This window comes from Candidatus Desulfolinea nitratireducens (assembly GCF_982879505.1).
Genome location: NZ_CEYOSI010000001.1, coordinates 29,275 through 51,958 on the forward strand (window position 1 = coordinate 29,275; position 22,684 = coordinate 51,958).

A 22,684-nucleotide genomic window follows, 5' to 3' on the forward strand; every position below is an offset into this window, starting at 1 on the left:
TTTATTTGGATATGATACACTCAATTTGAAATATCGGAAATGATGTTAATTGAACAAAAAAATCAGGTAAAAAAGCTATGGAAAATATCCTCATTATTGGCTCTGGTGGTCATGCTAAAGTCATCATTGATATTGTGGAAAAAGAAGGCCTATACAATATTGTCGGCTTGCTAAATAAGCAACCTAACACAAATGAGAAAATCTTAGGCTATGATCTTTTAGGCAGAGAAGAAGATTTACCAAAACTTGTCAAGGTCCACGCCATTCAGGGCATTATTATCGCAGTTGGGGATAATTTTACGCGGGAAAAAGTTGTTTCGATTGCCAAAGAAAAATGCCCGGAACTAAAATTTTTCTCTGCCATTCATCCACAAGCCTCCATTGCATCTGATGCATCCATTGGACAAGGGACCGTAATTATGGCCGGTGTTTCTGTTAATCCAACCTCATCCATTGGGGAGTTTTGCATTTTGAACACAAATTCATCTCTAGATCACGATTCGCAGATGGGTGATTTTACCAGTCTCGCTCCTGGTGTTATTGTGGGAGGAGAATGTCAGATAGGTGAATTTAGCGCAATAAATATCGGGGCGATCTTAATCCCGAGAATAACAATCGGGAAACATAGTGTAGTTGGAGCTGGATCGCTGGTCAATAAGTCGGTTGCCTCCTTTGAGGTCGTCTATGGAAGTCCTGCAAAAAAGATCCGTGAACGAACAGCGGGAGAGAGGTATCTTTAGATCGGGGAGAATTCAAATTCAGAGATAAATTCTACTGTATCAGAAGAAGTTACGTCGAGGGCCAGTGATAGCGCGGGGATTTTAACGCCATAAGTCGGCGAATACCAGCCACGTGTGGGAAAGGTATCGCCATTACCCTTAATCAACTCACCTGCACGTACTAGAGAAAAGTTTTGTTTTGAGATTTCTGAAGCGTGAAGAGTGAGCTTCAAAAAGCCCTGTGGGAATATTAGACTAATTTCTATCCTCTCTTCTCTATTTTCCAGCGCCCATTCCCAATCAGGGAGTAACCAGTGTAGACAATATTTTCGAGATAATTGAGGTTCAGAGATCAGATTATCTTCCACCAGCCAGGTGTTTTCCGCAAAGGTGACCGCGCGCTGGTGTGTGACACCCAATTTACGATAGCCATCATGCTCGGCAACGATCTTCTGCGAAGATTGCTCTACAATCCGTCCATGCGCCCAATCGAGAACCATGAAGCGGCTGGCACGGGTCATCTGGTCAAGACCGTTGACAGTGACCGAATTATGATATTCTGTTGCAGGAAAAGGATTATCCCAGGGCGATGCCGCATTGTAAAGATAGGTACCGGGATCAAGCGTGATATTCTCTCCCCGCCACCAAAGATCGAGATGAAGTTGGTCAGCGTGGGCAAGGCGGAGGTTTCCATCCACGACGCGAAGATAAGCCCAATTTGAGTTTGAAGGTTTTAAAGTCGAAAGTTGAAAGGTTGGAAGGTTTGGGGAGTAGTAAGTTTGAAGGTTTAAAGGTTTGAAGGGTGAAAACCATAAACTCATTTCGTCAGCAGGGAAAGGTTCTTCGGTGAGAAAAACACGCGAGGCGGCTCTGATGACAGGGCGAAAATCTCGAAAGTCTCCATTGGCGAGAGGAAAGATATATGCGCCATCATTTGAACCAAGATTGGGTGTATTCCCAGAAATAGGATCCGTCAACTCTGCCAACCAACGAGTCGCCAGGGAAAGATTTTCCAGAGACCTTTTGGTTAAACACAAAGGTCTCAAAGGTTCACTAAGGTTTGTTTTTTCCTCCTCTTTGTGCACCTTCGTGTCTTTGGTGTTTAAAGCACTTACCCATAACCCGATCTGCAACACCAGCCTTTGATAATTCACGCTATGCTGGACATATGCTCCGTTATCATCGATCTGATTTTCAAAGCTCCAGTTCAACCACTTGATGCCCAGCTTGCGCCATTTATTGGCTTGGGGATGCTCTGGTAAAGCAAGTCCTGCTGTGTACAGTCCCGCCGCCTCGCTGGTGAGATGATTATTATTCTGCGCTCGTGCATAAAGCAATGTGGAGGGGATTCGATCAGCATGCTCCACAACCGATTGCGCCAAGCGTTCTTTTCGCTGACTCGTTGACTCTCCCGAATCAAAGAAGACCTGCGCAGCCCAGACAAAAACCATCAAGCGGAGCGCGATTTCCTGTCCATTCATCCAGTGGGGTCCCATGTTGACGGGATTACCAGTATCGAAAATTTCAAAATGTCGCCAAAAGGCTTCAGCGTACTTTTCGTCGCCGCTCACGCGATAGGCGCGACCGAGGGTGAATGCCCAGCCAAAGCGGGCGGGTTCCCAGATCAGTTTAAGATCGAAGGTTGAAGGGGGAAGGTTTAAAGCGGGTATTCGGTATTCTGATTTCGGTATTTTCCCTTTGCCAGTTTCGTAATCAACCCAGTGAGAAAGGGGATGATTAAAGTCTAGTTTTATTTCTGCGAGTTCACTGCCAAAGATGCGGAACTGTCCGTCCACGATGTGGTCTGCTTCGGTGAGGAGAGTTTCTATACCTTCAGGGCCAAGGATTTTTTTGAGGTCATCAGGGGAAGGAAGGGAGAAGAGATATTCGAGGTTCGATACTCGGAAATTGGAAATTGGGATTCGTTTATAGTAACCGCTTGTCAAGCCAATTTTGTACAAGGCAAAGAGAGCGACTTGAGTGAATCCCAATTGGTAGATTGTTTTGAGAAGATACTTTAAACGCACTTTTGCCTTCTGACCATCTCCGCACGGCCGTGAACACACCGTGCTACGTGAACAAAGACGATGAAAGTCGTCTAGTCCGCTTTAGCGGGCTTTGAAAAACAAGCACGGTGGATTTATCCCCGTGCGGTCTATATTTTGACCTTTTCCCCACTCCGCAGCGATTCAACCGCCGCGAAACTGGCTTGGGTCACCCCGATCAACTGCTCATAGGGGATTGGCGGCACACCTGATTTCACAGCATTCGCTAAGGCAAGCATCTCATCCTTCCAACCCTTATCCTGGCCCAAGCGATTATTGATCTTTTTACGGCGTCCATTAGAGATCATCTCAAGCGAGCGATAATCGTTCAATGTAGCGACTTTGCCGCCGCCAAAGACCTCGACGCGCTCTTTGGGGAGGGATTTATCGCCATTAGCAAGATAATCCACTACGCCGATCGAACCATCTGGAAAGGTAAAGGTCATGCTGACATTATCTTCGTGGTATTTACCATGATCAGGCAATGCGTGAGCGCTTACGCTGATCGGAGATTCCCCAACTAAATAGGTCACAAAGTCAATAAAATGACAGCCCTCGCCGATGATCCGTCCGCCTCCCTGAGCGGGGTCATGCACCCAATGATTGAGCGGAATATAGCCAGCGTTGACGCGGTAATGGATGTAGAGGGGTTCAACCCTGTCGGCATAAAAATCTCCTAATTGGCGAGCAAGAGGAGCATATCTGCGATTGAAACCTGCGGTGATGAGTGAGGAGTGATGGGATTCCAAAAACTCACTGAGCACTTCTAGCTCTTCACGATTCACAGCCAAAGGTTTCTCAACAAAGACATTTTTTGCCGCTTGCAAGCCTTTGATCACTAAATCGGCGTGGGTATCGTGGCGAGTGAGAATGGCAATTGTATTGATATTCTCGTCGTTGATGATCTCTTCCGCGCTCGAGGTTGCGTAGCCAAAACCAAATTTCTTCGCGGAGTGTTGGGCTTTCAGCCCACCTGAAGAAGCAATTCCGACCAACTCAATATCTGTTTTCTTTATTGCTGGCAAAAGTGTGGCATTGGCAAATAAGCCCGCGCCGATGACACCGAGTTTGCATGTTTGAAGGTTTGAAGGTTTGAAGGTTTTAAACTTGACAACTTGCAAACCTTCCAACTTTTCAACAGCTTCAGGATAAGTCAGCAAAACACCTATAAAGGCTTCTTCCCTCTTCCCCGTGATAATCTCATACGCTTCATCAGCACGCTCAATCGGCAGCCGATGCGTAATTAAACTTTCAACCTGCAACTTTCCACCTGCCAATAAATCCACGACAGCTTCGAGATTGCGTCCCTCGGTCCAGCGGACGAAACCGATCGGGTAATCTGCACCGCCCTCTTCATAGGAGGCGTCATAACGTCCCGGCCCATAGGAACGCGAGTTGATGAAGGAAAGTTCTTTTTCAAAATAGATCTTTCGCGGGAAGTCCAAACCTACAGCCCCCGTTGCGACGATATTGGCCCGATCGCGCGCGATTTGACCTGCCAGCGTTACCGGATCATTGGATGGCGTATCCGCACAGATGATGACCGAATCGGCGCCCCGATTGGCGGTAAAAGCCTGAACGGCAGCCTCCGCCTGGTCACGGGAGCAAGCTGAAATCCCGAATTGTTCCGCCAACTTCACCCGTTTGGGATCAATATCAATCCCGATCACCCGGCATCCTGCCGCAGCGGCGATCTGCATCGTCATCAATCCCAATAAACCAATTCCGATCACGGCGACATTCTCTCCCAAATTCGGTTCCGCCAGACGAAAACCATGCAGGGCAATCGCACCGAGGGTGGCAAAGGCGGCGCTCTCAAAATCAAGCTCATCAGGGATGAGAGCGAGAAGATTGCGCGGCACAACCGCATATTCCGCGTGGACAGCGTAACCACCGCCCGCACAGGCAACCCGCTGCCCGACGTGGAAACCATCCATTTTTTCACCGAGTTCCACGATGGTCCCCGCCGAGGAATAGCCCAGGGCCATCGGCTCATCGAGTTTGTTGAAGGCAGCCTGCGCTGTATTTAGCAACCCTTCACGGAGAGCCTTATCAATGACTTGCTTGACAAGGTCAGGACGTGAGCGAGCTTTGCCAACCAGATTCTTCTCAGCAAATTCGACCACCATCCGCTCAGTTCCCGCAGAAACGAGGGAGGCAGCGGTTTTGATAAGCGCCATCCCTGCGCGCGGGCTGGGAACGGGAACCTCTTCGACAATGGCTTTTCCGGTCTTCAGGTTTTGGAGGAGTTGTTTCATTTTTTTCTCGGGTTTAAAGTTTGAAGGTTGGAAGGTTAATGAGCTGGAATATTGATCTGACTAATCTAATTGTCGAACCGAGTATACCGCAAGTTCAAAGAGTAAAAAATGGGAAGATTCCGCAATTATCTCCGCACGGAAGTAAACCTCCGTGCTACATAGCGGAAACCGACTGAAGTCGGCTCATTTCCCAGAAAAGCGAGCCCGCTTCAGCGGGCTTCCTAAAACTAGCGTGGGGATTAATCCTCATGCGATGACAATAAATAAATCTTTCGATCTACATGCACATATTCCACGCTTTTACTTGTGCCCAAAAGGGTATTCGCTCCAATCGTTAAATTCGTGACATTTGTGTTTAAAATAACCTTGGAACCAGAAACACCAGTTATAATTGCATCATCTAATTCACTCAACAAGGAGAATTCCCTTGACAGATCCCCGTGTACAAAAATTTGCAGAAATTCTGGTCAACCACTCGGCCCGCATCGCCAAAGGCGACCGTGTGCTCATCGAAGCCACCCAGGCCGCAAACCCCCTGATCCGTGAACTGTACAAACAGATTCTTGAAAAAGAAGCCTACCCGGTCCCGATGATTCGGGATTTTGACGAGCAGGATATTAACTACCTAAAATACGCTTCTGATGAACAGTTGGACTACGTTCCTCCCCTGCGTAAGATGGCCTATGAAGAATTCGAATCCCGCATCCGTATTTCTTCATTAACTAATACTCGCGCATTGAGCAAAATGGATACAAAACGCATCCAACGTCGCGGAAAAGCGCTGGGGCAGATCACCGCCACCCAAATGAGGCGCGGGGCAGCGGGCAAATTCAAGTGGGTCAGTACCCTTTTTCCCACCGAGGCCTACGCCCAGGATGCCGAAATGAGTCTGAGCGATTATGAAGATTTTGTATACCGTGCCTGCCACGCCAATGAAGATGACCCGATCACCTTTTGGAATGGCGTCAGAGAAAAACAGCAAGCTGCTGTGGACAATATCCAGGGGCACGATCAGGTTGTCCTGCAGGGCCCCAACGTGGATTTGTCTCTCTCGATCAAAGATCGCATCTTTCTGAATTCGGCCGGCGTCTACAATATGCCCGATGGAGAAATTTATACGGGGCCCGTTGAAAAATCGGTCAACGGCTGGGTCAAATTCACATATCCGGCCATTTATAAAGGGAATGTTGTAGAAGGTGCAGAACTGACCTTTAGCAACGGAAAAGTTTCCTCTGCTAAAGCCGATAAAAACCAGGATTTTCTCCTGCAAATGCTCGATACCGATGAAGGCTCCCGTTACCTGGGCGAATTCGCAATTGGCACCAATTTCGAGATCGATAAATTCACCGGTCAAATTCTTTTCGATGAGAAGATCGGCGGCTCCTTCCACATGGCACTCGGCGCGAGCTACCCTGAAACTGGGGGAATGAATAAAAGCGCTATCCACTGGGATATGATCTGCGACATGCGCAAGGATTCCCAAATTTTGGTCGATGGCGAACTTTATTACAAAGATGGCAACTTCGTCTTTTAAATCAGTTAGAAGGTTTAAAAGTTGAAAGGTTGGAGATTTATGCTTCCAACCTTTTTTGAATCAAGCAGAAATAATCTAACGACAAGACAATTTCTGACTCTGATGTCAGAGTATCACGCAAAGGCGCAAAGTTTTTCTTAGCGGTTTTGCGTCTTTGCGTGAGCTTTAAATAAAAGGTTCCCTCGTGTCATGTGGCGAGGAAACAATTTGAGTTTCTCCCATTTAAACCCCAAACCGCGTTTCAGGCGGCCCGGCCCTTGCGCGGTTCGTATTGAGGAGAATGTATATTCATTATTATATGGATTAGGTTAAGAGCAGCCTGAGAAGAACTTAACAATCAGATTAGAGATTTTAGTATTTGCCAACTGTTGGATCAATCTGAATGGCATAGGCATCGATTCCCCCGCGCAAACTGACCACCTCCGTCCAGCCCTGTTGCAATAGCCATCCTGTCACATTGGCACTCCGAATACCATGATGACAAGCCACAATAATCTTCGAATTCTGATCCTGGGCTTCAGAGGGCAGGAGACTGACACCCTGCTGGGATAATTGGCTTAGTGGAGCCAATCGCAAACGAAAATCTGTCCAGGTTGCACGGGCCAACTCCCAGGGCTCACGGACATCCAGCAACACGAACTCTTGTTCAGATTTGAGTAATGTCTCAAATTCCTGAACATCGATCTCGGGAATATTCACGCTCGCCAAAAGCCACGCCGGATAGCACGCATTTCTTCGGTTGTGATAAAGGCGTCTTCGTCAACTTCCTGGATGATCTTCTCAGCCAGAGATACTCTTTTTCGCAAGACAGCTACATTTAACAAACTCACCATCCCATCCTTGCCGCGCGCGGAAACTTCGGTTACGGCAAATCCCTCTGCCCGGAGCCTCTCGGCCAATTCTGCACCACGCTTGGAACTAATAGCTTGTAAGCGGAGGTAACCGATCGCCAGCCATTCTTCGATCCATATGCCGATAACGTTACCCGTTGCAAAACCACCCGCGTATGCTGCAATATAGATCGGATTCTCTAAGTTGGTCAATACCGAGTTGAACACCAATATATAGATAACTGACTCAACGAAGCCCAACCCCCAAGCGGTGGTTTTGCGTCCACGCATCACAAAAAGAACACGTAATGTGTCCAAGGTCATGTTGAGCACGCGCATTGCGAATATAAGCAGTGCACCACTCCAAGCAGCAATTGAGAAATATTCCATGAGATTTACTTTCCTGCGGGCAAATAATATTGCTCGAAGTATTCCTTGACCATACGGCGCATACTGAACTGAGGGGTTACTGTGCGAAGAGAATCCTTCATTAACTCGATCCATTTTACAGGGAGATTATCCCCATCACGATCATAATACAGGGGAATAATCTCATTCTCCAGGGTTGCATATAGGCTTTGGATATCATTTTCATCCTGTGACTCGGTGTCTGGCGCAATATCATCGCCAATTGCCCAGCCATTATGACCATTATAGGCCTCGCGCCACCAACCATCGAGGACTGAGAAATTCAGCGCCCCATTCATGGCAGCCTTCATTCCCGATGTACCAGATGCCTCGTTGGGGCGACGTGGGGTATTAAGCCAGACATCCACGCCCTGGACGAGATACCGCGCCACATTCATATCATAATCTTCGAGAAAAACGAGACGCCCGCCGTTTTCAGCTTTTTTCACCGCCCGATACACTTCCTGGATCAATTGCTTGCCCGGTTCATCCGCCGGATGGGCTTTGCCTGCAAAGATGATCTGGACAGGTCGATTAGGCTGATTGACCAGATCCAGGATACGGTCCAGATCGCTAAGAATAAGTGAGGCTCTTTTATAGGTCGCAAAGCGGCGAGCAAAACCGATCGTCAACACATAAGGATCAAGCAACGCACCTGAGGCAATCACCTGTACTGGATGGAATCCACCCTGTGTCCAACGGCGACGGGTGCGCTCCATCATATAAAAAACCAATTTGCGTTTGAGATGGTTTCGCACCTCCCATAACCTTGCGTCGGGAATATTTTCAATCTGATCCCAGAGTGTGTGGTCATCATGACGATCAAGCCAATCGGTGCCAAGATACTCATTATAGAGCATGCCCAAACGGCGATCCAGCCAGGTGGGTGTGTGCACACCGTTGGTCACATAGCTGATCGGGACCTCGTCCTCAGCAACTTCGGGCCAGAGAAAATTCCACATCCCCCGCGCCACGCGTCCATGGAGTTCGGATACGCCATTCCTTCCATCTGAATGACGCAGGGCCAACACACCCATGCTGAATGTCTCACCCCAGGATTGCTGGTTCCGTGCTAGATCCACAAATTCATCCCGGCTCAGGCCAAGTTCGGGCCAATAGGATGAAAGATATTTGTCAATCATCCATAAGGGGAATTCATCATTCCCAGCCGAGACTGGGGTGTGGGTGGTGAAAATATTGTTAACGCGCGTCTCTTCGATAGCTTCAGCGAAGGGTCTCCCCTCAGCCACCAACTCGCGGGCGCGCTCTAAAATCTGAAAAGCAGCATGACCTTCGTTCATATGCCATACGCCAGGATTATGCCCCAGGGCGCGCATTGCACGAACACCGCCAACGCCCAGCAGAATCTCCTGCGAAATCCGGAGGTTGATGTCACTCCAATACAAACGGGCTGTCAATTTACGGTCTTCGGGGGTATTTGTGGGAAGATTCGAATCCATCAGATAAAGCGGAATCCGCCCCACTCGTACTTCCCAAAGGCGCGCTGCCACTGAACGATCCGGAAATTCCACGTGGATAGAAAAAGGCTCGCCATCTTCCTTCATTATTGGTACAAGCGGCAGCTCGTCAAAATTGAGGGGCTGGTTAATTGAATCCTGCCAGCCATTTTCCGAGATTCTCTGAGAGAAATATCCTTCAGCGTATAGAAAACCGATCCCCAAAAGTGGCAGACCCAGATCAGAGGCTTCTTTAAGATGGTCACCTGCCAGCACCCCCAAACCACCGGAGTAAATTGGCATAGTTTCATGTAAGCCAAATTCCATCGAAAAATAGGCCACTGATTTCTTACGAAAGTCAGCGTGGTTTTGTCCACACCAGGTGTCTTCATGCGCCATGTAAGCATCAAAAGCAGTGAAAACCTGGTCGTAATTTTCAAGATAGGCTCTTTTTTGTGCTGATTCATTGACACTCGTACGTCCCACTTGCCGCAAAAAACGAATCGGGTTATGCGCCAAGCGCTCCCAAAGTTCATTATCTATATGTGAAAACAAGCGTTGCGCCTCTGGCTGCCAGGTCCACCACAGGTTATATGCCAATTCGCCCAGGCGATTGATTCGGCGCGGTAGATCAAAATGATTGGGAACACGGGTTCTAAAAATGGTCATTTATATTCTCCTGTCTACCCTCACCCCCAACCCCTATCCCGTGGAACGGGAGAGGGGAGTCCGAGCGAAGCAAGGACGGGTGAGGGTAAATCGCCGCTATCATACCATCCTTTTAGGGGTTTCAGGTACAATCAATGACATGACCATCCAACTATTCATTACCTGTTTGGTAGATACATTTTTCCCAAAAACGGGAGAGGCAATGGTCGAGGTCCTGTCTCGCCTTGGTGTGGAGGTGGAATTCTCCGCCGGCCAGACCTGCTGCGGACAACCCGCTTTCAACGCGGGCCTTTGGCCTGATGCCCGTAAAATGGCAGAACATACCATTCAGGTTTTTGAGGCCTCCCCAAACGAGATCGTTGCCCCATCCGGCTCCTGCGTGGGGATGATCCGTCATGGCTACCTCGAACTCTTTGCCGATGATCCCGATTGGCTAACACGGGCCGAAGCACTCGCCGCCCGCACCTTCGAATTTACCGAATACCTCGTTGACGTGCTTGGCGTGAGCGATGTTGGCGCGCGCTGGGAGGGTCTCCTCTCCTATCATCCCTCCTGCCACCTGCTGCGTGGTCTTGGTGTTGATCGCCAACCGCGGGAATTGCTCGCAAATGTTCATGGGGCTACTCTCATTGAGCTGCCCCATGCTGAAGAGTGCTGTGGCTTTGGAGGGGTATTCTCGGTAGAGCATCCTGAGATCAGTGCCGAGATGCTCAAACGCAAGATATTAAATCTCGAAGCTAGCGAAGCGCCGACACTTGTCCTCGCCGATACAGGCTGCCGGATGCATATCGCTGGTGGGTTGCATAAAGAGAATAAATCTCAGCGGGTGGTGCATATCGCGGAAGTGCTGGCAAATCGATGAGTAACCCCCCTCACCCCAGCCCTCTCCCAAAACGGGAGAGGGGGCTTATAAAATATTCGCGTTATTCTTCGCGATATTTGCGTTAAAGAAACATAATGACATCTTTCCGGAAACGGATTCGCGCCTCCATAGAAAATAAAAATCTGCAAAAAGCCCTGGATGCCAACACCCAGCGGCGGGTGGAGGGGAGTGTTGCGGCCTTCGCCTCTCTGCCCGATCACCAGGATCGCCGTCAGCGTGCACATAGGATCCGTGAAAATGTCATCGCCAATCTGGATGAGGTCGCTGCAAAATTCCTCGCCAAAGTCGAAGCAAATGGCTTTATCGTTCATCCCGCCAAAGATTCAGCCGAAGCCGTAAAGATTGCCTTGGAAATCATAGAAACTCAAACACAAAGGACACAAAGAAACACTAAGGGGGAAGGAAGAAAAGAAAAACCTTGGCCTTCTTCGCGTCTTGGCGGTTCAAAATTAATCGCAAAATCCAAATCAATGGTCACCGAAGAGATCGAGCTAAATGAAGCCCTCGAGTCTGCTGGCCATCGTGTTGTTGAAACTGATCTGGGCGAGTATATCGTTCAGCTTCGAAATGAAAAACCGAGTCATATCATCACCCCCGCTGTCCATCTGCGCCGGCAGGAAGTGGCCCAACTCTTTCATGATGAACTCGGTATTCCTTATACCGAAGATATTCCCACCCTCACAGAAGCTGCCCGTCAAACCCTCCGCGAAGTTTTCCTCTCTGCCGATGTGGGCGTGAGCGGAGTCAATTTTGGGATCGCCGAAAGCGGCAGCCTGTGCATCGTCACCAACGAGGGGAACGGACGGATGGTCACCACCCTGCCCTCCACCCATATCGCGGTGATGGGGATGGAGCGCCTCCTCCCCACAATGGATGATCTGGCCCTGATGCTCTCCCTGCTGCCACGCTCGGCGACCACCCAAAAGATCAGCGTATATACGCAATTTATCCAGCGGCCGCTTGATGGGCAGGAACGCCATCTCATTTTTCTTGATAATGGCCGATCCAATTTGCGCAAGAGCCCGATCAATGACAGCCTGATGTGTATCCGTTGCGGGGCCTGCCTGAACGCCTGCCCCATCTTTCGTGAGATTGGCGGGCATGCCTACGCCAGCGTTTACCCCGGGCCAATCGGATCGGTCATTTCAGCAGGGCTTTTTGGGCCCGAACATGCCCCCCTTGCTCAAGCCTGTACCGTCTGTGGTGCCTGCAAAGAGGCCTGCCCGGTCGATATTGATCTGCCAAAAATGCTCCTTCGTGTTCGTGCTGGACAATTCCCCTCTCCCTCAGGGACACGTGCCCGGAAGGGTAGAGGGGCGAGGGGTGAGGGCGGTGCTGGAATTCCTTTGGTAGTCAAACTCGGATTAAATACCTATCGCCGAATCGCCCTCCACCCACGTTTGTTTGGCGTTGTCCAAAAATGGATCGGAAGATTAGCAAGCACCACCAAATCTGCTTCGACGGGTTTTCTCCCCTTCCCTGCGTGGACTGGCTGGGGTTATAGCAAAGATTTTCCCCGCCCTGCCAAGACTCCTTTTAGGGAGAGAATTAATCATCATACAACAGGCATGCCTCGCAAAGATATTCCAAAAAATAGCATGGAGAAAAAGAAGCAAATAGGTACGGATGATACGCTCACACTTATCCCCCAATCCACCATTGATTTTCTGGCATCCCGTTTTTCGATGGAGTTGAAAGAACTCAGCGGAGAGATCGTCTCGGTTTCTGCCAAAGAGCTTCCCAAAAAATTGATTGCTTATCTACAGGAGCGCGGCGTGACTCGCGTCCAAACGGATGCCGCTTCAGTGGGATATTTTCAAAATCAGGAATTCGCCCATCAAATGGGAGCAGACCCAAATATCGAGGTCGGGATCACGGCAGCGGTCGCCGCTGTCGCCGAAACAGGCAGTCTCTTGATCACAGGTGAAAACCGTAACCAGCTTTGCGCATCCCTATTACCAGAAATCCATATTGCCATTTTACAGGCAAGGGATATACACAAAAGTCTTGAGGAAGTATTGGCCCTTCCTGAAATAAGAAATGCCCCTGCTGCCTCCCTGATCTCGGGACCCTCTCGTACAGCCGACATTGAAATGACATTAACCATTGGCGTACACGGCCCTCGTGAGTTGATCGTCTTTTTGGTTGACGGTTAAAGAAGCCCTGTGATAAAATTCGCCCGCTAGTGCGCCCCCATCGTCTAGTGGCCCAGGACATGGCCCTCTCAAGGCTAAAACGGGGGTTCGAGTCCCCCTGGGGGCACAGCCAAACCGCTCAATAAAATTGAGCGGTTTTTGTATTAATTTAAATTTGTTTCAAAGGAAATCAGGGAAATTACCAAAAAGAATTTTGGATATTTATTTTTTTTGTGGTTTCCCACCGCCTTCTTCACCCATCTTCAAGCCGCTCTTGATTGTCATACCATAAAAAAAGCGAGGCAGCTCATGATGGTCAATAGACGCATATCAATTTTTCCCTATCTTATGCATCTAAATCATGACCTGTCTTTTCAAGAATATTAATTCTTACGAAGCGAAACCTGAGCCGAGAATATAGTTCTCCAACCCGATGATGGTGCTCTCCCGATCAGATATGAGCATTTCTGCCACGTCTCGCAAGGAGACCATGCCAACCATGGTGTCCTTTTCGATCACCGGTAAGTGGCGGATATGGTATTCCTTCATTAACTTCATACATTGATCTATCGATGTATCCTGGGTGACCGTCCGCATTTGAGCGGTCATCAGGTCCCGTACTAGCACATCTTTAGCGGAAAGCCCTTTGAGATCGCATTTGCGTGCATAATCACGCTCGGTGAAAATGCCAACTATTTTTTTATTTTCAGTCACCATGACAGAGCTGATATTGGCTTCGGCCATAATTTCCAGCGCTTTCAGTACAGTATCAGTATCCGCCACGGTATGATTAGTGCCGGTACCTTTCGCAGTTATCAGTCCTTTTACAGTTGCCATAATACGTCTCCTGGAATCTTTTGTTTTGAACCATGGGATTAAATCAAATCAATCCATTTTAGTGTTCGATCTCATTTAGCCCTATTATACAACTGTTTTGTACTTTATCCCACAAAAATGCGCTCTGGAACGATCCAGAGCGCATTTTCTATCAAAATCAGATAAACTCCTCGATCTCTGAAACAGAAGATCAATGGTAATTGCAGAGGAGACGCTATGTAATTAGCTATACCCGATCTTCTCCAGGTATTCGCTATAGCCTCCCAAATACCCAACCAGATCACGATCATCGATGACCAGTAATCGTTCCACTGTCCGGTCCAGGAAATAGCGGTCGTGCGAGATGATCAGCACCGTTCCGACGAAATCCTCGAGGGCCATCTCCAAAGTTTCTGCCGAAGCGATATCGAGGTTGTTGGTCGGCTCATCAAGCAGCAGAAAGTTCGCCCCGGATAGTACGACCAGGGCCAACTGCAAACGGCTGCGTTCCCCACCTGAAAGGGTACCGATCTTCTGCGTAGCCTGCTCGTAAGTAAAGAGATATTTCACCAGCAATGCCATCGCTCTGGAATCGCTCATATTCCCAGTCAGGCGGACCGCGTCAATTAACGTTTGCTCAAAATCGAGGGTTTCATGTTCCTGGGCATAATATCCAACGGTCACACTCGGGCCTAGTTTGATCTCACCTAGATCAGGCAGCTCCCCACCCAGGATCATGCGGATGAGGACCGACTTCCCTGCCCCGTTTGGGCCGATCAAACCCACTCTCTCACCATGCCAAATCGTTTCCTCGAGGCTATCGAAAATACGATGCTCACCAAAAGACTTTTGCACATCGACCAATTCCAAGACCTTATTCGAGCCTCTATAACCACGCAGCTTTAGATCCATTTTTCGGCGGTCGGTGATCGGTTTGTCGATCTTATCCATCTTATCGAGTCGTTTCTGCATCGAGCGGGCCTTGATCGCAAATTTCTCATTATCATAAACTTTAGCCCAAATTGCAAAACGCATAATCGAAGCTTCCAGCCGGCCCACCTCGCGCTGCTGCACCTTGAACATCTCAGCCTGGCGAGCCAGCCGTCTCTCTTTATCCAGCGAAAATGTCGAGTAATCACCCGCAAAGACGGTTATCTTTCCATCTTCGAGTTCGGCGATATGTGTCACGACCGCATCCAGCATGTAGCGGTCATGCGAGACGATGACGACTGTTCCCTCATATTCGCGGATCAGCTTTTCGAGATAGATTTTGCCAGGCAGATCAAGATGATTATCCGGTTCGTCGAGCAGGAGCAGGTCTGGACGCAGAAGCAGCAGCCGCGCCAACCCGACCAGTTTCTTCTGCCCGCCACTCAACGTGGAAAGAGGCTTGCTGAGGTCTCCCAAGGGAAGTCCCAGCCCTAGCAGCATCTCTTCAACCCGCGCCGGATAAGTATCGCCGCCGAGGGCATCATATTCATCGAGCAGAGATTGCTGTTTATCGACAGCACGCCCAAGTCGGCGGTTGTTTTCGTAAATCTTGGGGTCACCCAAACTGGCTTCCACACGCACCAACTCATCCCGCACCTCTTCCACACGGGAATTACCATCCAAAGCGGATTCAAGCGCCGTCTGCGACAGATCCAATTCCGGGGTCTGTGCCAAATATCCGACGGTCAATCCGCGTGAACGCGTTAGAGAGCCTCCCTGCTCGGCTTCATACTCGCCAATAATAAGTTTATATAGCGATGATTTCCCGGCGCCATTGGCACCGATCAGACCGATCTTTTGCCCGTGCTGGATCTCCCAGCTCAGATCGTCGAAAATATGTGTTGCACCCAAAACAAGGGTGAGGTTTGAAAGTTGAAGTTGTATCATGAGGTATTCTCAAAAGTAGGCGTAGTAGCGACTTTAGTCGCAATCTTCACAAAAATGGACTAAAGTCCTCACTACGATTTACATACAAAAAACGCCGCAGGAGAGACCTGCGGCGCATAAAAAATAAAAGAAAAAACCTAGCGTTTTCTGCGTACAGGCGCGATTCGAGGAGGCCCCGCGGAAATGGAACCACGCATATTTGTAAAGAGAGGAGGCTGCCCGAGGCAGAAAGCGTAAAACATGGCGCTATTATACCAAGAGTTTTTAGGGTATTGTGATAGAATATAGGAAGAATTTCCGATTTTCCGACATCCAGGAGCAGAATATGAGTACAACAACTCTCCAAATCCGCAAAAAGGGGACAATAACCTTGCCCGCCGATTTGCGACGCAAATATAATCTCGCAGAAGGCGAGGCTTTGACATTAATTGATTTAGGTGATGGCTCATTTCTGCTATCTCCGCGACAATTACAGGTGGATAAAATTGCAAATCAGATCAGCACTCAACTGGAGGAGCGTGGTGAAACACTAGAATCAATGCTATTAACCCTACGTGAAGTGCGTGAAGACTATGCAACAAAGAAAACCTGAAATCTTTCTGGACACCAGCGTAATCATCGCGGCTTTATTCTCGGAAACTGGCGGCGCAAGAATGTTATTCCGCCTTGGGGAGGCTGGCGTGGTGACGCTCGTCGTTGGAAAGATCACTCTGCAAGAAGCAGATCAGGTTTTGCTCCGAAAAGCGCCAGATTTACGCGTATTATTGGCACAATTGTTAGATACCGCCCAAGTAAAAATCGGGGATCTACCCACAAAAAAATATCTTGCCCAAGCCAACGCATTCCTGGATTACGCGCCCGATGCCCAGGTTCTTGCAGAGGCAATGCAAGCTGCCCCTGATTGGTTTGTGTCGCATGATTGCGAGCATTTTCTTGACAACCCCGGTTTAGCAAAACTTCCCTTTCAGATTGGCTCTCCAGGTGATATATTGGCTTGGTTTAGAACACAACTTTGGATCTGAGACTTATGGATACTCTTCCCTCCCCATTCACCTTTTCACAATCATCTTTACAAGACTATAACGATTGTCCGCGCCGCTTTCAATTGCGGTATATCGAGCAATTGGCCTGGCCCGCGGTTGAAACCGAACCAACACAGGCATACGAACGCCACCAACAGGAGGGATCTCTTTTTCATCGGATGGTACAGCAACATCTAATCGGTTTGCCCGCAGAAAAACTGGGGGCACAAGCAAAAAGTGAGAGTCTGAACCGGTGGTGGGAGGCTTATCAGCAACAGGCACCGGCTCTTGATGGTTATGCGCTGTATCCTGAGTATACGCTTTCTGCACCGATTGGGGAGCATCGCCTCGTCGCCAAATACGACTTGATCGCGATCAAACCCGGCGAGAAAGTGATCATCTACGACTGGAAAACCTACCGAAAGCGCCCGCGTGATGAATATCTTGCTGCCCGCTGGCAAACGCGGCTCTACTCCGCGCTGCTGGTGCAGGCTGGCCGTCATTTGAACGGTGGAACGCCGATCCTCCCCGAGAAAATCGAGATGATCTATTGGTTTGCCAACTTCCCCAATGAGCCGGCACGATACGTTTATACCGATTCCAAATTTCAACGCGATTGGGAGTTGATCGAGAAAATCGTCAAGGAGATCAACGAGGCAAAGGAATTTCCGCTGGCCGAAGATGAGCATCCCTGCCGCTTTTGCACCTACCGCTCCTATTGCGACCGCGGCGTTAAAGCGGGTGATTGGGACGAGGTCGAGGGTGAAACTGAGATGGAAGAAGGTTTCGAGATCGATTTTGAACAGATCGGGGAGATTGCGTTTTAGATTAACTGCGAAGGTACGAAGGACGCGAAGATAGAAGAGGAAAGATGAGCAAAAACATTGAGTCCGTTGCTACTGACATTGTTGATTGTGCGATTAAGGTTCATAAAGAACTTGGGCCTGGGTTGTTGGAATCTGCATATCAGCATTGCATAGCATTTGAATTACGAAAACGCGATCGAAAAGTTCTCACGGAATTAAGGCTTCCAATCATTTATGGTGGACAACGCATAGATGCCGGGTATCGTATCGATATGCTCATAGACGATCTTGTCATTATCGAGAATAAAACTGTCGAGGCAATTCTTCCAATACATATGGCTCAATTGCTCACATATCTTAAATTACATAGGAGCAATATCGGCTTTCTGCTAAATTGGAATGTGAAATTAATGAAACACGGCATCAATCGAGTCGTTCATAATCTTTCGTCTCCATCGCCCTACCCGTCCAAAAAATAAATAAAGCGCAATGGGATGAAGAACACGAAGAAAAACAAAATCTAAATAGCTCCTTAAAAACTTCGTGCTCTTTGCTTCTTCGCGGTTCCCTCTCTCTATTGCTCCACATAAACCCCAAGATGATTGGCAACGGGCCGTTCACGCCCAGGGATATAGCTATTTATCGGCGAGTTGAGCACCTTTGCTTTCCCGCTCTCATCTTCGATCACTAAAGTAGAAGAGCCACCTCCATCCATGTTGATCGCAGTATAAACCCCATAATCGATCATCAGATCAGCAAGTTGAGTGAGCGTTGCGCCTTCACTGTAGAAGGGTTGACGCCCATCGACCACGACGATGACAAGGCGATCCGGGCCAAAATCCACGCCATAAGCGGTGCGGGGTGCGGGGATTTCAGAATCAAGCCCCTCTACATGTTCGCCCTCGACGATCAACATATGGCTGCCTGAAATCGCGTTATAGACTTTTCCACGCGGAGGCTCGAATTGAGCCACATTATCTTTTGCAATATATAAGGTTGGGCGGTTGCCTTCTGTATAGCGTTTGCCACGTGAGGCAGTAAACCCTGTCGGGGTGACAGGGTCTCCCATATGAGGGTAATAATCCAAAAAGGAATTGGAATGCCATGGCGTAAATTCACTCCCATTGACCGCGATCTGCAAATTATATTTCTCCAAAAATCGGGAGGTCGTTCGCGCCCTGAGGGGATGTTCGTCATCCTTCTCGGTAAAATCAGGAGGTGTAACGATAAAATTAATCCCCTCGGTATGCAAATCAATGGTGATGATATGTGCGATCCACAGACGTGGTTCATAGTGAACCTTGCGTCTGTAGACAATTCCATCATATAGCTCTTCTTTAACCTCAATCGGCAAGGGGCGGCCTGACAGATACAGTCCTATCAAAATAAGGAGGAAGAGGAGTAAACCAAGGTAGATCAAACGCTTTTTTTTCATCATCTCAAAAAATCAAACGAATTCCCATCACCACAAGTAAAATCAAAATGACTTTGCGAAAAAGTTCAGGATTAATCCAGCGATCCATGCTCAAGCCGGCAAGCATCCCCGCCAAAAGCCAGGGGAGACCGCGCCAAAAAAGGGCCCAAATATCAGCGGTGAAGTTACCGCTCAACCAATGCCCTATCAATACAATGACGCTGTTTTGCAGGAAAAAAGATTGGAGATTTCCTTTAAATACTTTTGGCGGCCATTTTTTACAACTTGCATACATGATGATCGGAGGTCCGGGGGTATTATACGCCCCTCCCAGCAAGCCGCCAATAAAACCCGCCCCATATGCCCAGGCACGCCCCTTTAGTTCGGGAAGACGTAATCCTGAAAGAGCGTAGAGGGCGTATCCGGCAAGGATACCTCCCAGGATTGCAAGGGTGATGCCTTCATCGAGGCGACGGAGAACGATAATGCCAATCGGGACACCGATAAAAGAGGCCAATATCAGGGGCAAGATTTTTTGAAATTGTAAGGAACGCCAATAGCGGATTAAAACGCCAAGGTCCACAACAAAGCCAACCAACGCCACCAGGGCAATCGAAGCTCTGATCCCGATCAAGCCCGGAAGCAAGGCCATCGAAACCAATGCAACCCCAAACCCGGAAAGCCCCTGCGTGAATGCAGAGAGAAAAATTACGCCACCGACCAAAAGAAAGGATGCGTCCATATAGCTCCTATAATTGTTTTGAAGGCTCCATTATACCCACGCACCAGATTCAGGTAAAATAGAGAAAAGAAGGAAATTCAAATAATCACCCCCACCCAGCCTCCCCCAAATTTAATTAGCGAAAATTAGGGGAGGAGCTCAGGAGGATGAAAATGAAATATGCTCTCAGCATCAGCTTGGGGAGTTCCAGCCGCGATAAAAAGGTAGAGGTCAAATTCAAGGATGAGACCGTCGTCATTGAGCGAATCGGCCTGGATGGGGATGTGGCAAGGGCCAAAGAGATGTACGAAGAACTGGACGGAAAAGTGGATGCCTTTGGGATGGGCGGTCTGGATTTATATCTCCGGCTGGAGGGGAAAGAGTATCCGCTCAGGGCTGCGCTCAAACTCATAGAAAATGTGAAGCAAACCCCGGTCGTGGATGGTCGCGGGCTCAAGCATACCCTCGAGCGGCGCATCTTTGAATTAGCCGCACCAGCGCTTGGAGGTATGCCCAAATTTCACCAGGCTTTCATCCCACTTGCGATTGATCGGATCGGTTTGGCAACGGCAATCAGCGAAATCACAGAGCAGGTTATCTTTGGCGATCTGATGGTAGCACTGGGCCTTCCGCTCCCTGTTTATGGGTTGAAAAACTTCAAGCGCGTTGCAAAAATAATGCTGCCATTTGTGAGCTACTTCCCGATGAGCTTGCTTTTCTACGGCAGCGATGGCGCCGAACAGGAACCAAAATATGAAAAATACTGGGAGGCATGCGATCTGATCGCCGGGGATTTCCTCTTCATGCGAAAATATATGCCCCAAAATATCAGCGGCAAAACGATTATCACCAATACGACTACGGATGAAAATGTCGCTCTGTGCAAGGAACGCGGTGTGCAAAAGGTGATCACATCCACCCCCCGCTATGATGGGCGCTCCTTCGGAACAAATATGATGGAGGCCGCTCTGACGGCTTATGCAGGCCTGGGAAGACAATTGACAGATGCCGAACTAAATGCCCTGATCGATGAACTGGATATCCGTCCACAGGTACAGATTCTAAATTAACCCGGAACCGCACCTGAAATTTGAGGCGGCCAGCATTCTAAAGGGCATTTTTACCCAACAAGATGCTTCTTTTTTAACAAAAGTTTTCATAAAATGGGGAATGGCATGTCTTTGAAGGGAACACATTTCCTCCATAAATAATACCCACTAATAATTCGATATTTTTGGCCGAAAACCCCGTATTTATAGCCGAATATGAATTCCTTCTCTAGAAATTTTCACTTTTTGTTGTAAGGTGTTTGAAATGTAGCTTATAGAAAATGTGCAATATAATATTTTTGCTACACCCTTGACGATAAGATTACTGAGAATTAAGAGTTGCACAGTTGATCACTTTGGCAGAGCGGATACACAGATATCAATTAACAACAATATTTCAGCCGATTTCAAGAATAGGAGAATCGAAATGAACCATAAAATGAAAGTCATATCAAAGTTTTTTCAATTTGCACCAATATTACTCCTTGTGCTGGTCTCGGCCTGCGCCCCTGCGGCTACCCCCACTGCAGAGCCAGCAACCGAAGTTGCCCCGGTTCCACAGGACAACGTGGTTAATGTCTACAACTGGAGCGATTATATGGACGAATCCATATTGACCGACTTTGAAGAAAAGTTCGGCGTGACGGTCAACTACACCGAATACGGGGGCATGGAAGAGTTGATCGAAGTGCTGGAGGCAGGCCCTGTTGATTATGACCTGGTCGTTCCTGCGGACTACGCTGTCGAGTATTTGCGTAACGAATCCATGTTTGGAGCGCCTGATAGGGCGAATATCCCCAATTTTGAAAATATCGCCCCAACCTTTATCAACCCATACTTTGACCCTGGGAACCGCTACTGCATTCCCTACCAATGGGGTACTACGGGGATTGGATATAACATCCAGGCCACTGGCAAAGAAATCAATGGCTGGGGTGATGTGTTTGATCTGGCTGTCGAGGGGCAAGTGCGATTATCGCTGCTTGCCGATCCTCGGGAATCGCTCGGCGCCATATTGCTCTTTCTGGGATACAGCCCCAATTCTACCAACCCAGTCGAAATAAACGAAGCGGCCGAGTTTTTGAAGGCGCATGCTGATCAAATTGCCTCCTATGCCCCTGACACGGGGAGCGAACTCTTGGCCGCCGGTGAGCTTGATATCGCCCATGATTATAGTGGTGATATCTTCCAGCTCATGGAAAACAACCCGGATATCCGCTATGTGATTCCCAGTGAAGGCGCTATTATCTGGTCTGATAACTTTTGCCTGCTCGCCAACGCGCCGCATAAGGAAAATGCCGAACTGTTCATGAACTACCTCCTGGAACCTGAGGTAGGTGCAGCTTTGTCTAACTATCTCCGCTATGCGACCCCGAATCAGGCTGCCCTGCCTCTGATCAATGAATCTGATCGCAATGACCCGGGATTGTATCCCTCGGAGGATGTGCTTTCCAAGTTGTTCTTTTTGACAGATGTTGGAGAGGCAACCCAGGTCTATGACGACGCCTGGAGCGAAATTCTGGCTAATCATGGTGAATAATTCGGAAAGATTATTCTAAACCATAGTGGGGGATGGGAATTACATCCTGTCCCCCACCATGGAACCCGGTTTACGGAAAGCTAGAAATATTAAAAGGTTTGAACTATGACATTATCCGGAACCCCATCAAGACCTAATCGAATATTTGGCTCTATTCGATCGCAACTCGTGTTAGGGTTTGGGTTGATCCTGATTTTAGCCCTGGTTATTGCGATTATCGGCTATCAGAGTCTGCAAAGCCTGCGCACCAGTGTTCAGACCACACTAGAAGAAGCCAGTCAAATTCGTGAGTTGAGTCTGGAAATCGAGAACGTATTTTTGCAAGCCCGCCAGGACGAATCAGGTTTCCTGGCAACATGGCGTTCACTGGGGTTTGAAGCGGCTCAGGTCGAATATGTCTCTGAGAATGAATTACACCTGGAACAAGCCCGCAGCAAGTTTAATGAACTCATGTTACGCACCTAAAGGTAGAACCGGGAACTGAGCTTGTAATTTGCGTA

General features: G+C 48.6%; 20 protein-coding genes and 1 tRNA gene. 12 read left to right on the plus strand and 9 right to left on the minus strand.

Annotated features, from left to right (window positions below; all coding sequences use genetic code 11):
- The first annotated feature begins 77 nt into the window (after positions 1-77).
- On the plus strand, positions 78-740 hold the full coding sequence (locus AC3DOM_RS00110; RefSeq protein ID WP_487916984.1) for an acetyltransferase: 663 nt from the start codon (positions 78-80) through the stop codon (positions 738-740).
- Here the strand turns inward: AC3DOM_RS00110 and AC3DOM_RS00115 are convergent.
- On the minus strand, positions 737-2,746 hold the full coding sequence (locus tag AC3DOM_RS00115; RefSeq protein ID WP_487916985.1) for an alginate lyase family protein: 2,010 nt from the start codon (positions 2,744-2,746) through the stop codon (positions 737-739). The genes AC3DOM_RS00110 and AC3DOM_RS00115 overlap by 4 nt on opposite strands.
- Positions 2,747-2,874: 128 nt before the next feature.
- Positions 2,875-5,022, minus strand: a complete 2,148-nt coding sequence (locus tag AC3DOM_RS00120; protein WP_487916986.1) for a bi-domain-containing oxidoreductase — start codon at positions 5,020-5,022, stop codon at positions 2,875-2,877.
- Between the two features lie 427 nt (positions 5,023-5,449).
- Between AC3DOM_RS00120 and AC3DOM_RS00125 the strand changes: the two genes are divergently transcribed.
- Positions 5,450-6,556: an aminopeptidase gene (locus AC3DOM_RS00125; RefSeq protein WP_487916987.1), complete on the plus strand. Its 1,107-nt coding sequence runs from the start codon at positions 5,450-5,452 to the stop codon at positions 6,554-6,556.
- 351 nt (positions 6,557-6,907) lie between these two features.
- Here AC3DOM_RS00125 and AC3DOM_RS00130 read toward each other — a convergent pair whose 3' ends face one another.
- Genes AC3DOM_RS00130 through glgP form a run of 3 tightly spaced genes read right to left on the minus strand, consistent with a single transcriptional unit; the run spans position 6,908 to position 9,920 of the window.
- The gene (locus AC3DOM_RS00130) at positions 6,908-7,255 is read right to left on the minus strand and encodes a rhodanese-like domain-containing protein (protein ID WP_487917003.1); all 348 of its coding nucleotides are present in this window, start codon (positions 7,253-7,255) and stop codon (positions 6,908-6,910) included.
- Positions 7,252-7,776, minus strand: a complete 525-nt coding sequence (locus AC3DOM_RS00135) for a DUF2179 domain-containing protein (RefSeq protein WP_487916988.1) — start codon at positions 7,774-7,776, stop codon at positions 7,252-7,254. Before AC3DOM_RS00135 ends, AC3DOM_RS00130 begins: the two co-directional genes overlap by 4 nt.
- Positions 7,777-7,781: 5 nt before the next feature.
- A complete protein-coding gene (glgP, locus tag AC3DOM_RS00140) occupies positions 7,782-9,920 on the minus strand; it encodes an alpha-glucan family phosphorylase (protein ID WP_487916989.1) in 2,139 nt (712 codons plus the stop codon).
- Here glgP and AC3DOM_RS00145 point away from each other — a divergent pair.
- The 3 genes from AC3DOM_RS00145 to AC3DOM_RS00155 all read left to right on the plus strand — a co-directional run bounded on the left by AC3DOM_RS00145 (position 9,913) and on the right by AC3DOM_RS00155 (position 13,065).
- Positions 9,913-10,782: a (Fe-S)-binding protein gene (locus AC3DOM_RS00145; protein ID WP_487916990.1), complete on the plus strand. Its 870-nt coding sequence runs from the start codon at positions 9,913-9,915 to the stop codon at positions 10,780-10,782. The two genes, glgP and AC3DOM_RS00145, sit on opposite strands and share 8 nt — an antisense overlap.
- 95 nt (positions 10,783-10,877) lie before the next feature.
- Complete coding sequence (locus AC3DOM_RS00150) at positions 10,878-12,959, plus strand: LUD domain-containing protein (protein WP_487916991.1); 2,082 nt, start codon at positions 10,878-10,880, stop codon at positions 12,957-12,959.
- 33 nt (positions 12,960-12,992) lie between these two features.
- Positions 12,993-13,065: transfer RNA gene (locus tag AC3DOM_RS00155), tRNA-Glu, on the plus strand.
- Between the two features lie 263 nt (positions 13,066-13,328).
- Here AC3DOM_RS00155 and AC3DOM_RS00160 read toward each other — a convergent pair.
- On the minus strand, positions 13,329-13,775 hold the full coding sequence (locus tag AC3DOM_RS00160; protein ID WP_487916992.1) for a CBS domain-containing protein: 447 nt from the start codon (positions 13,773-13,775) through the stop codon (positions 13,329-13,331).
- A 222-nt stretch (positions 13,776-13,997) separates the two neighbouring features.
- On the minus strand, positions 13,998-15,632 hold the full coding sequence (locus tag AC3DOM_RS00165; RefSeq protein ID WP_487916993.1) for an ABC-F family ATP-binding cassette domain-containing protein: 1,635 nt from the start codon (positions 15,630-15,632) through the stop codon (positions 13,998-14,000).
- A 325-nt stretch (positions 15,633-15,957) separates the two neighbouring features.
- Here AC3DOM_RS00165 and AC3DOM_RS00170 point away from each other — a divergent pair, with 325 nt between their 5' ends.
- The 4 genes from AC3DOM_RS00170 to AC3DOM_RS00185 are packed head-to-tail and all read left to right on the plus strand — an operon-like array spanning position 15,958 to position 17,939.
- A complete protein-coding gene (locus AC3DOM_RS00170) occupies positions 15,958-16,224 on the plus strand; it encodes an AbrB/MazE/SpoVT family DNA-binding domain-containing protein (protein ID WP_487916994.1) in 267 nt (88 codons plus the stop codon).
- Complete coding sequence (locus tag AC3DOM_RS00175) at positions 16,205-16,654, plus strand: PIN domain-containing protein (protein ID WP_487916995.1); 450 nt, start codon at positions 16,205-16,207, stop codon at positions 16,652-16,654. The genes AC3DOM_RS00170 and AC3DOM_RS00175 overlap by 20 nt, the downstream gene beginning before the upstream one ends.
- 5 nt (positions 16,655-16,659) lie before the next feature.
- Complete coding sequence (locus AC3DOM_RS00180) at positions 16,660-17,481, plus strand: PD-(D/E)XK nuclease family protein (protein WP_487916996.1); 822 nt, start codon at positions 16,660-16,662, stop codon at positions 17,479-17,481.
- A gap of 44 nt (positions 17,482-17,525) precedes the next feature.
- Positions 17,526-17,939, plus strand: a complete 414-nt coding sequence (locus tag AC3DOM_RS00185) for a GxxExxY protein (protein ID WP_487916997.1) — start codon at positions 17,526-17,528, stop codon at positions 17,937-17,939.
- A gap of 95 nt (positions 17,940-18,034) precedes the next feature.
- Here AC3DOM_RS00185 and AC3DOM_RS00190 read toward each other — a convergent pair whose 3' ends face one another.
- Complete coding sequence (locus tag AC3DOM_RS00190; protein ID WP_487916998.1) at positions 18,035-18,895, minus strand: phosphodiester glycosidase family protein; 861 nt, start codon at positions 18,893-18,895, stop codon at positions 18,035-18,037.
- Between the two features lie 4 nt (positions 18,896-18,899).
- The gene (locus AC3DOM_RS00195; RefSeq protein WP_487916999.1) at positions 18,900-19,616 is read right to left on the minus strand and encodes a sulfite exporter TauE/SafE family protein; all 717 of its coding nucleotides are present in this window, start codon (positions 19,614-19,616) and stop codon (positions 18,900-18,902) included.
- 152 nt (positions 19,617-19,768) lie between these two features.
- On the opposite strand from AC3DOM_RS00195, the gene AC3DOM_RS00200 reads away from it, so the two are divergent.
- From AC3DOM_RS00200 to AC3DOM_RS00210, 3 genes are all read left to right on the plus strand, one after another.
- Positions 19,769-20,665 (plus strand): quinate 5-dehydrogenase, encoded by an 897-nt coding sequence (locus AC3DOM_RS00200; RefSeq protein ID WP_487917000.1) that lies wholly within the window; start codon positions 19,769-19,771, stop codon positions 20,663-20,665.
- A 406-nt stretch (positions 20,666-21,071) separates the two neighbouring features.
- Positions 21,072-22,184, plus strand: a complete 1,113-nt coding sequence (locus tag AC3DOM_RS00205; protein WP_487917001.1) for a polyamine ABC transporter substrate-binding protein — start codon at positions 21,072-21,074, stop codon at positions 22,182-22,184.
- Between the two features lie 105 nt (positions 22,185-22,289).
- Positions 22,290-22,649 (plus strand): hypothetical protein, encoded by a 360-nt coding sequence (locus AC3DOM_RS00210; protein ID WP_487917002.1) that lies wholly within the window; start codon positions 22,290-22,292, stop codon positions 22,647-22,649.
- Positions 22,650-22,684: the final 35 nt, after the last annotated feature.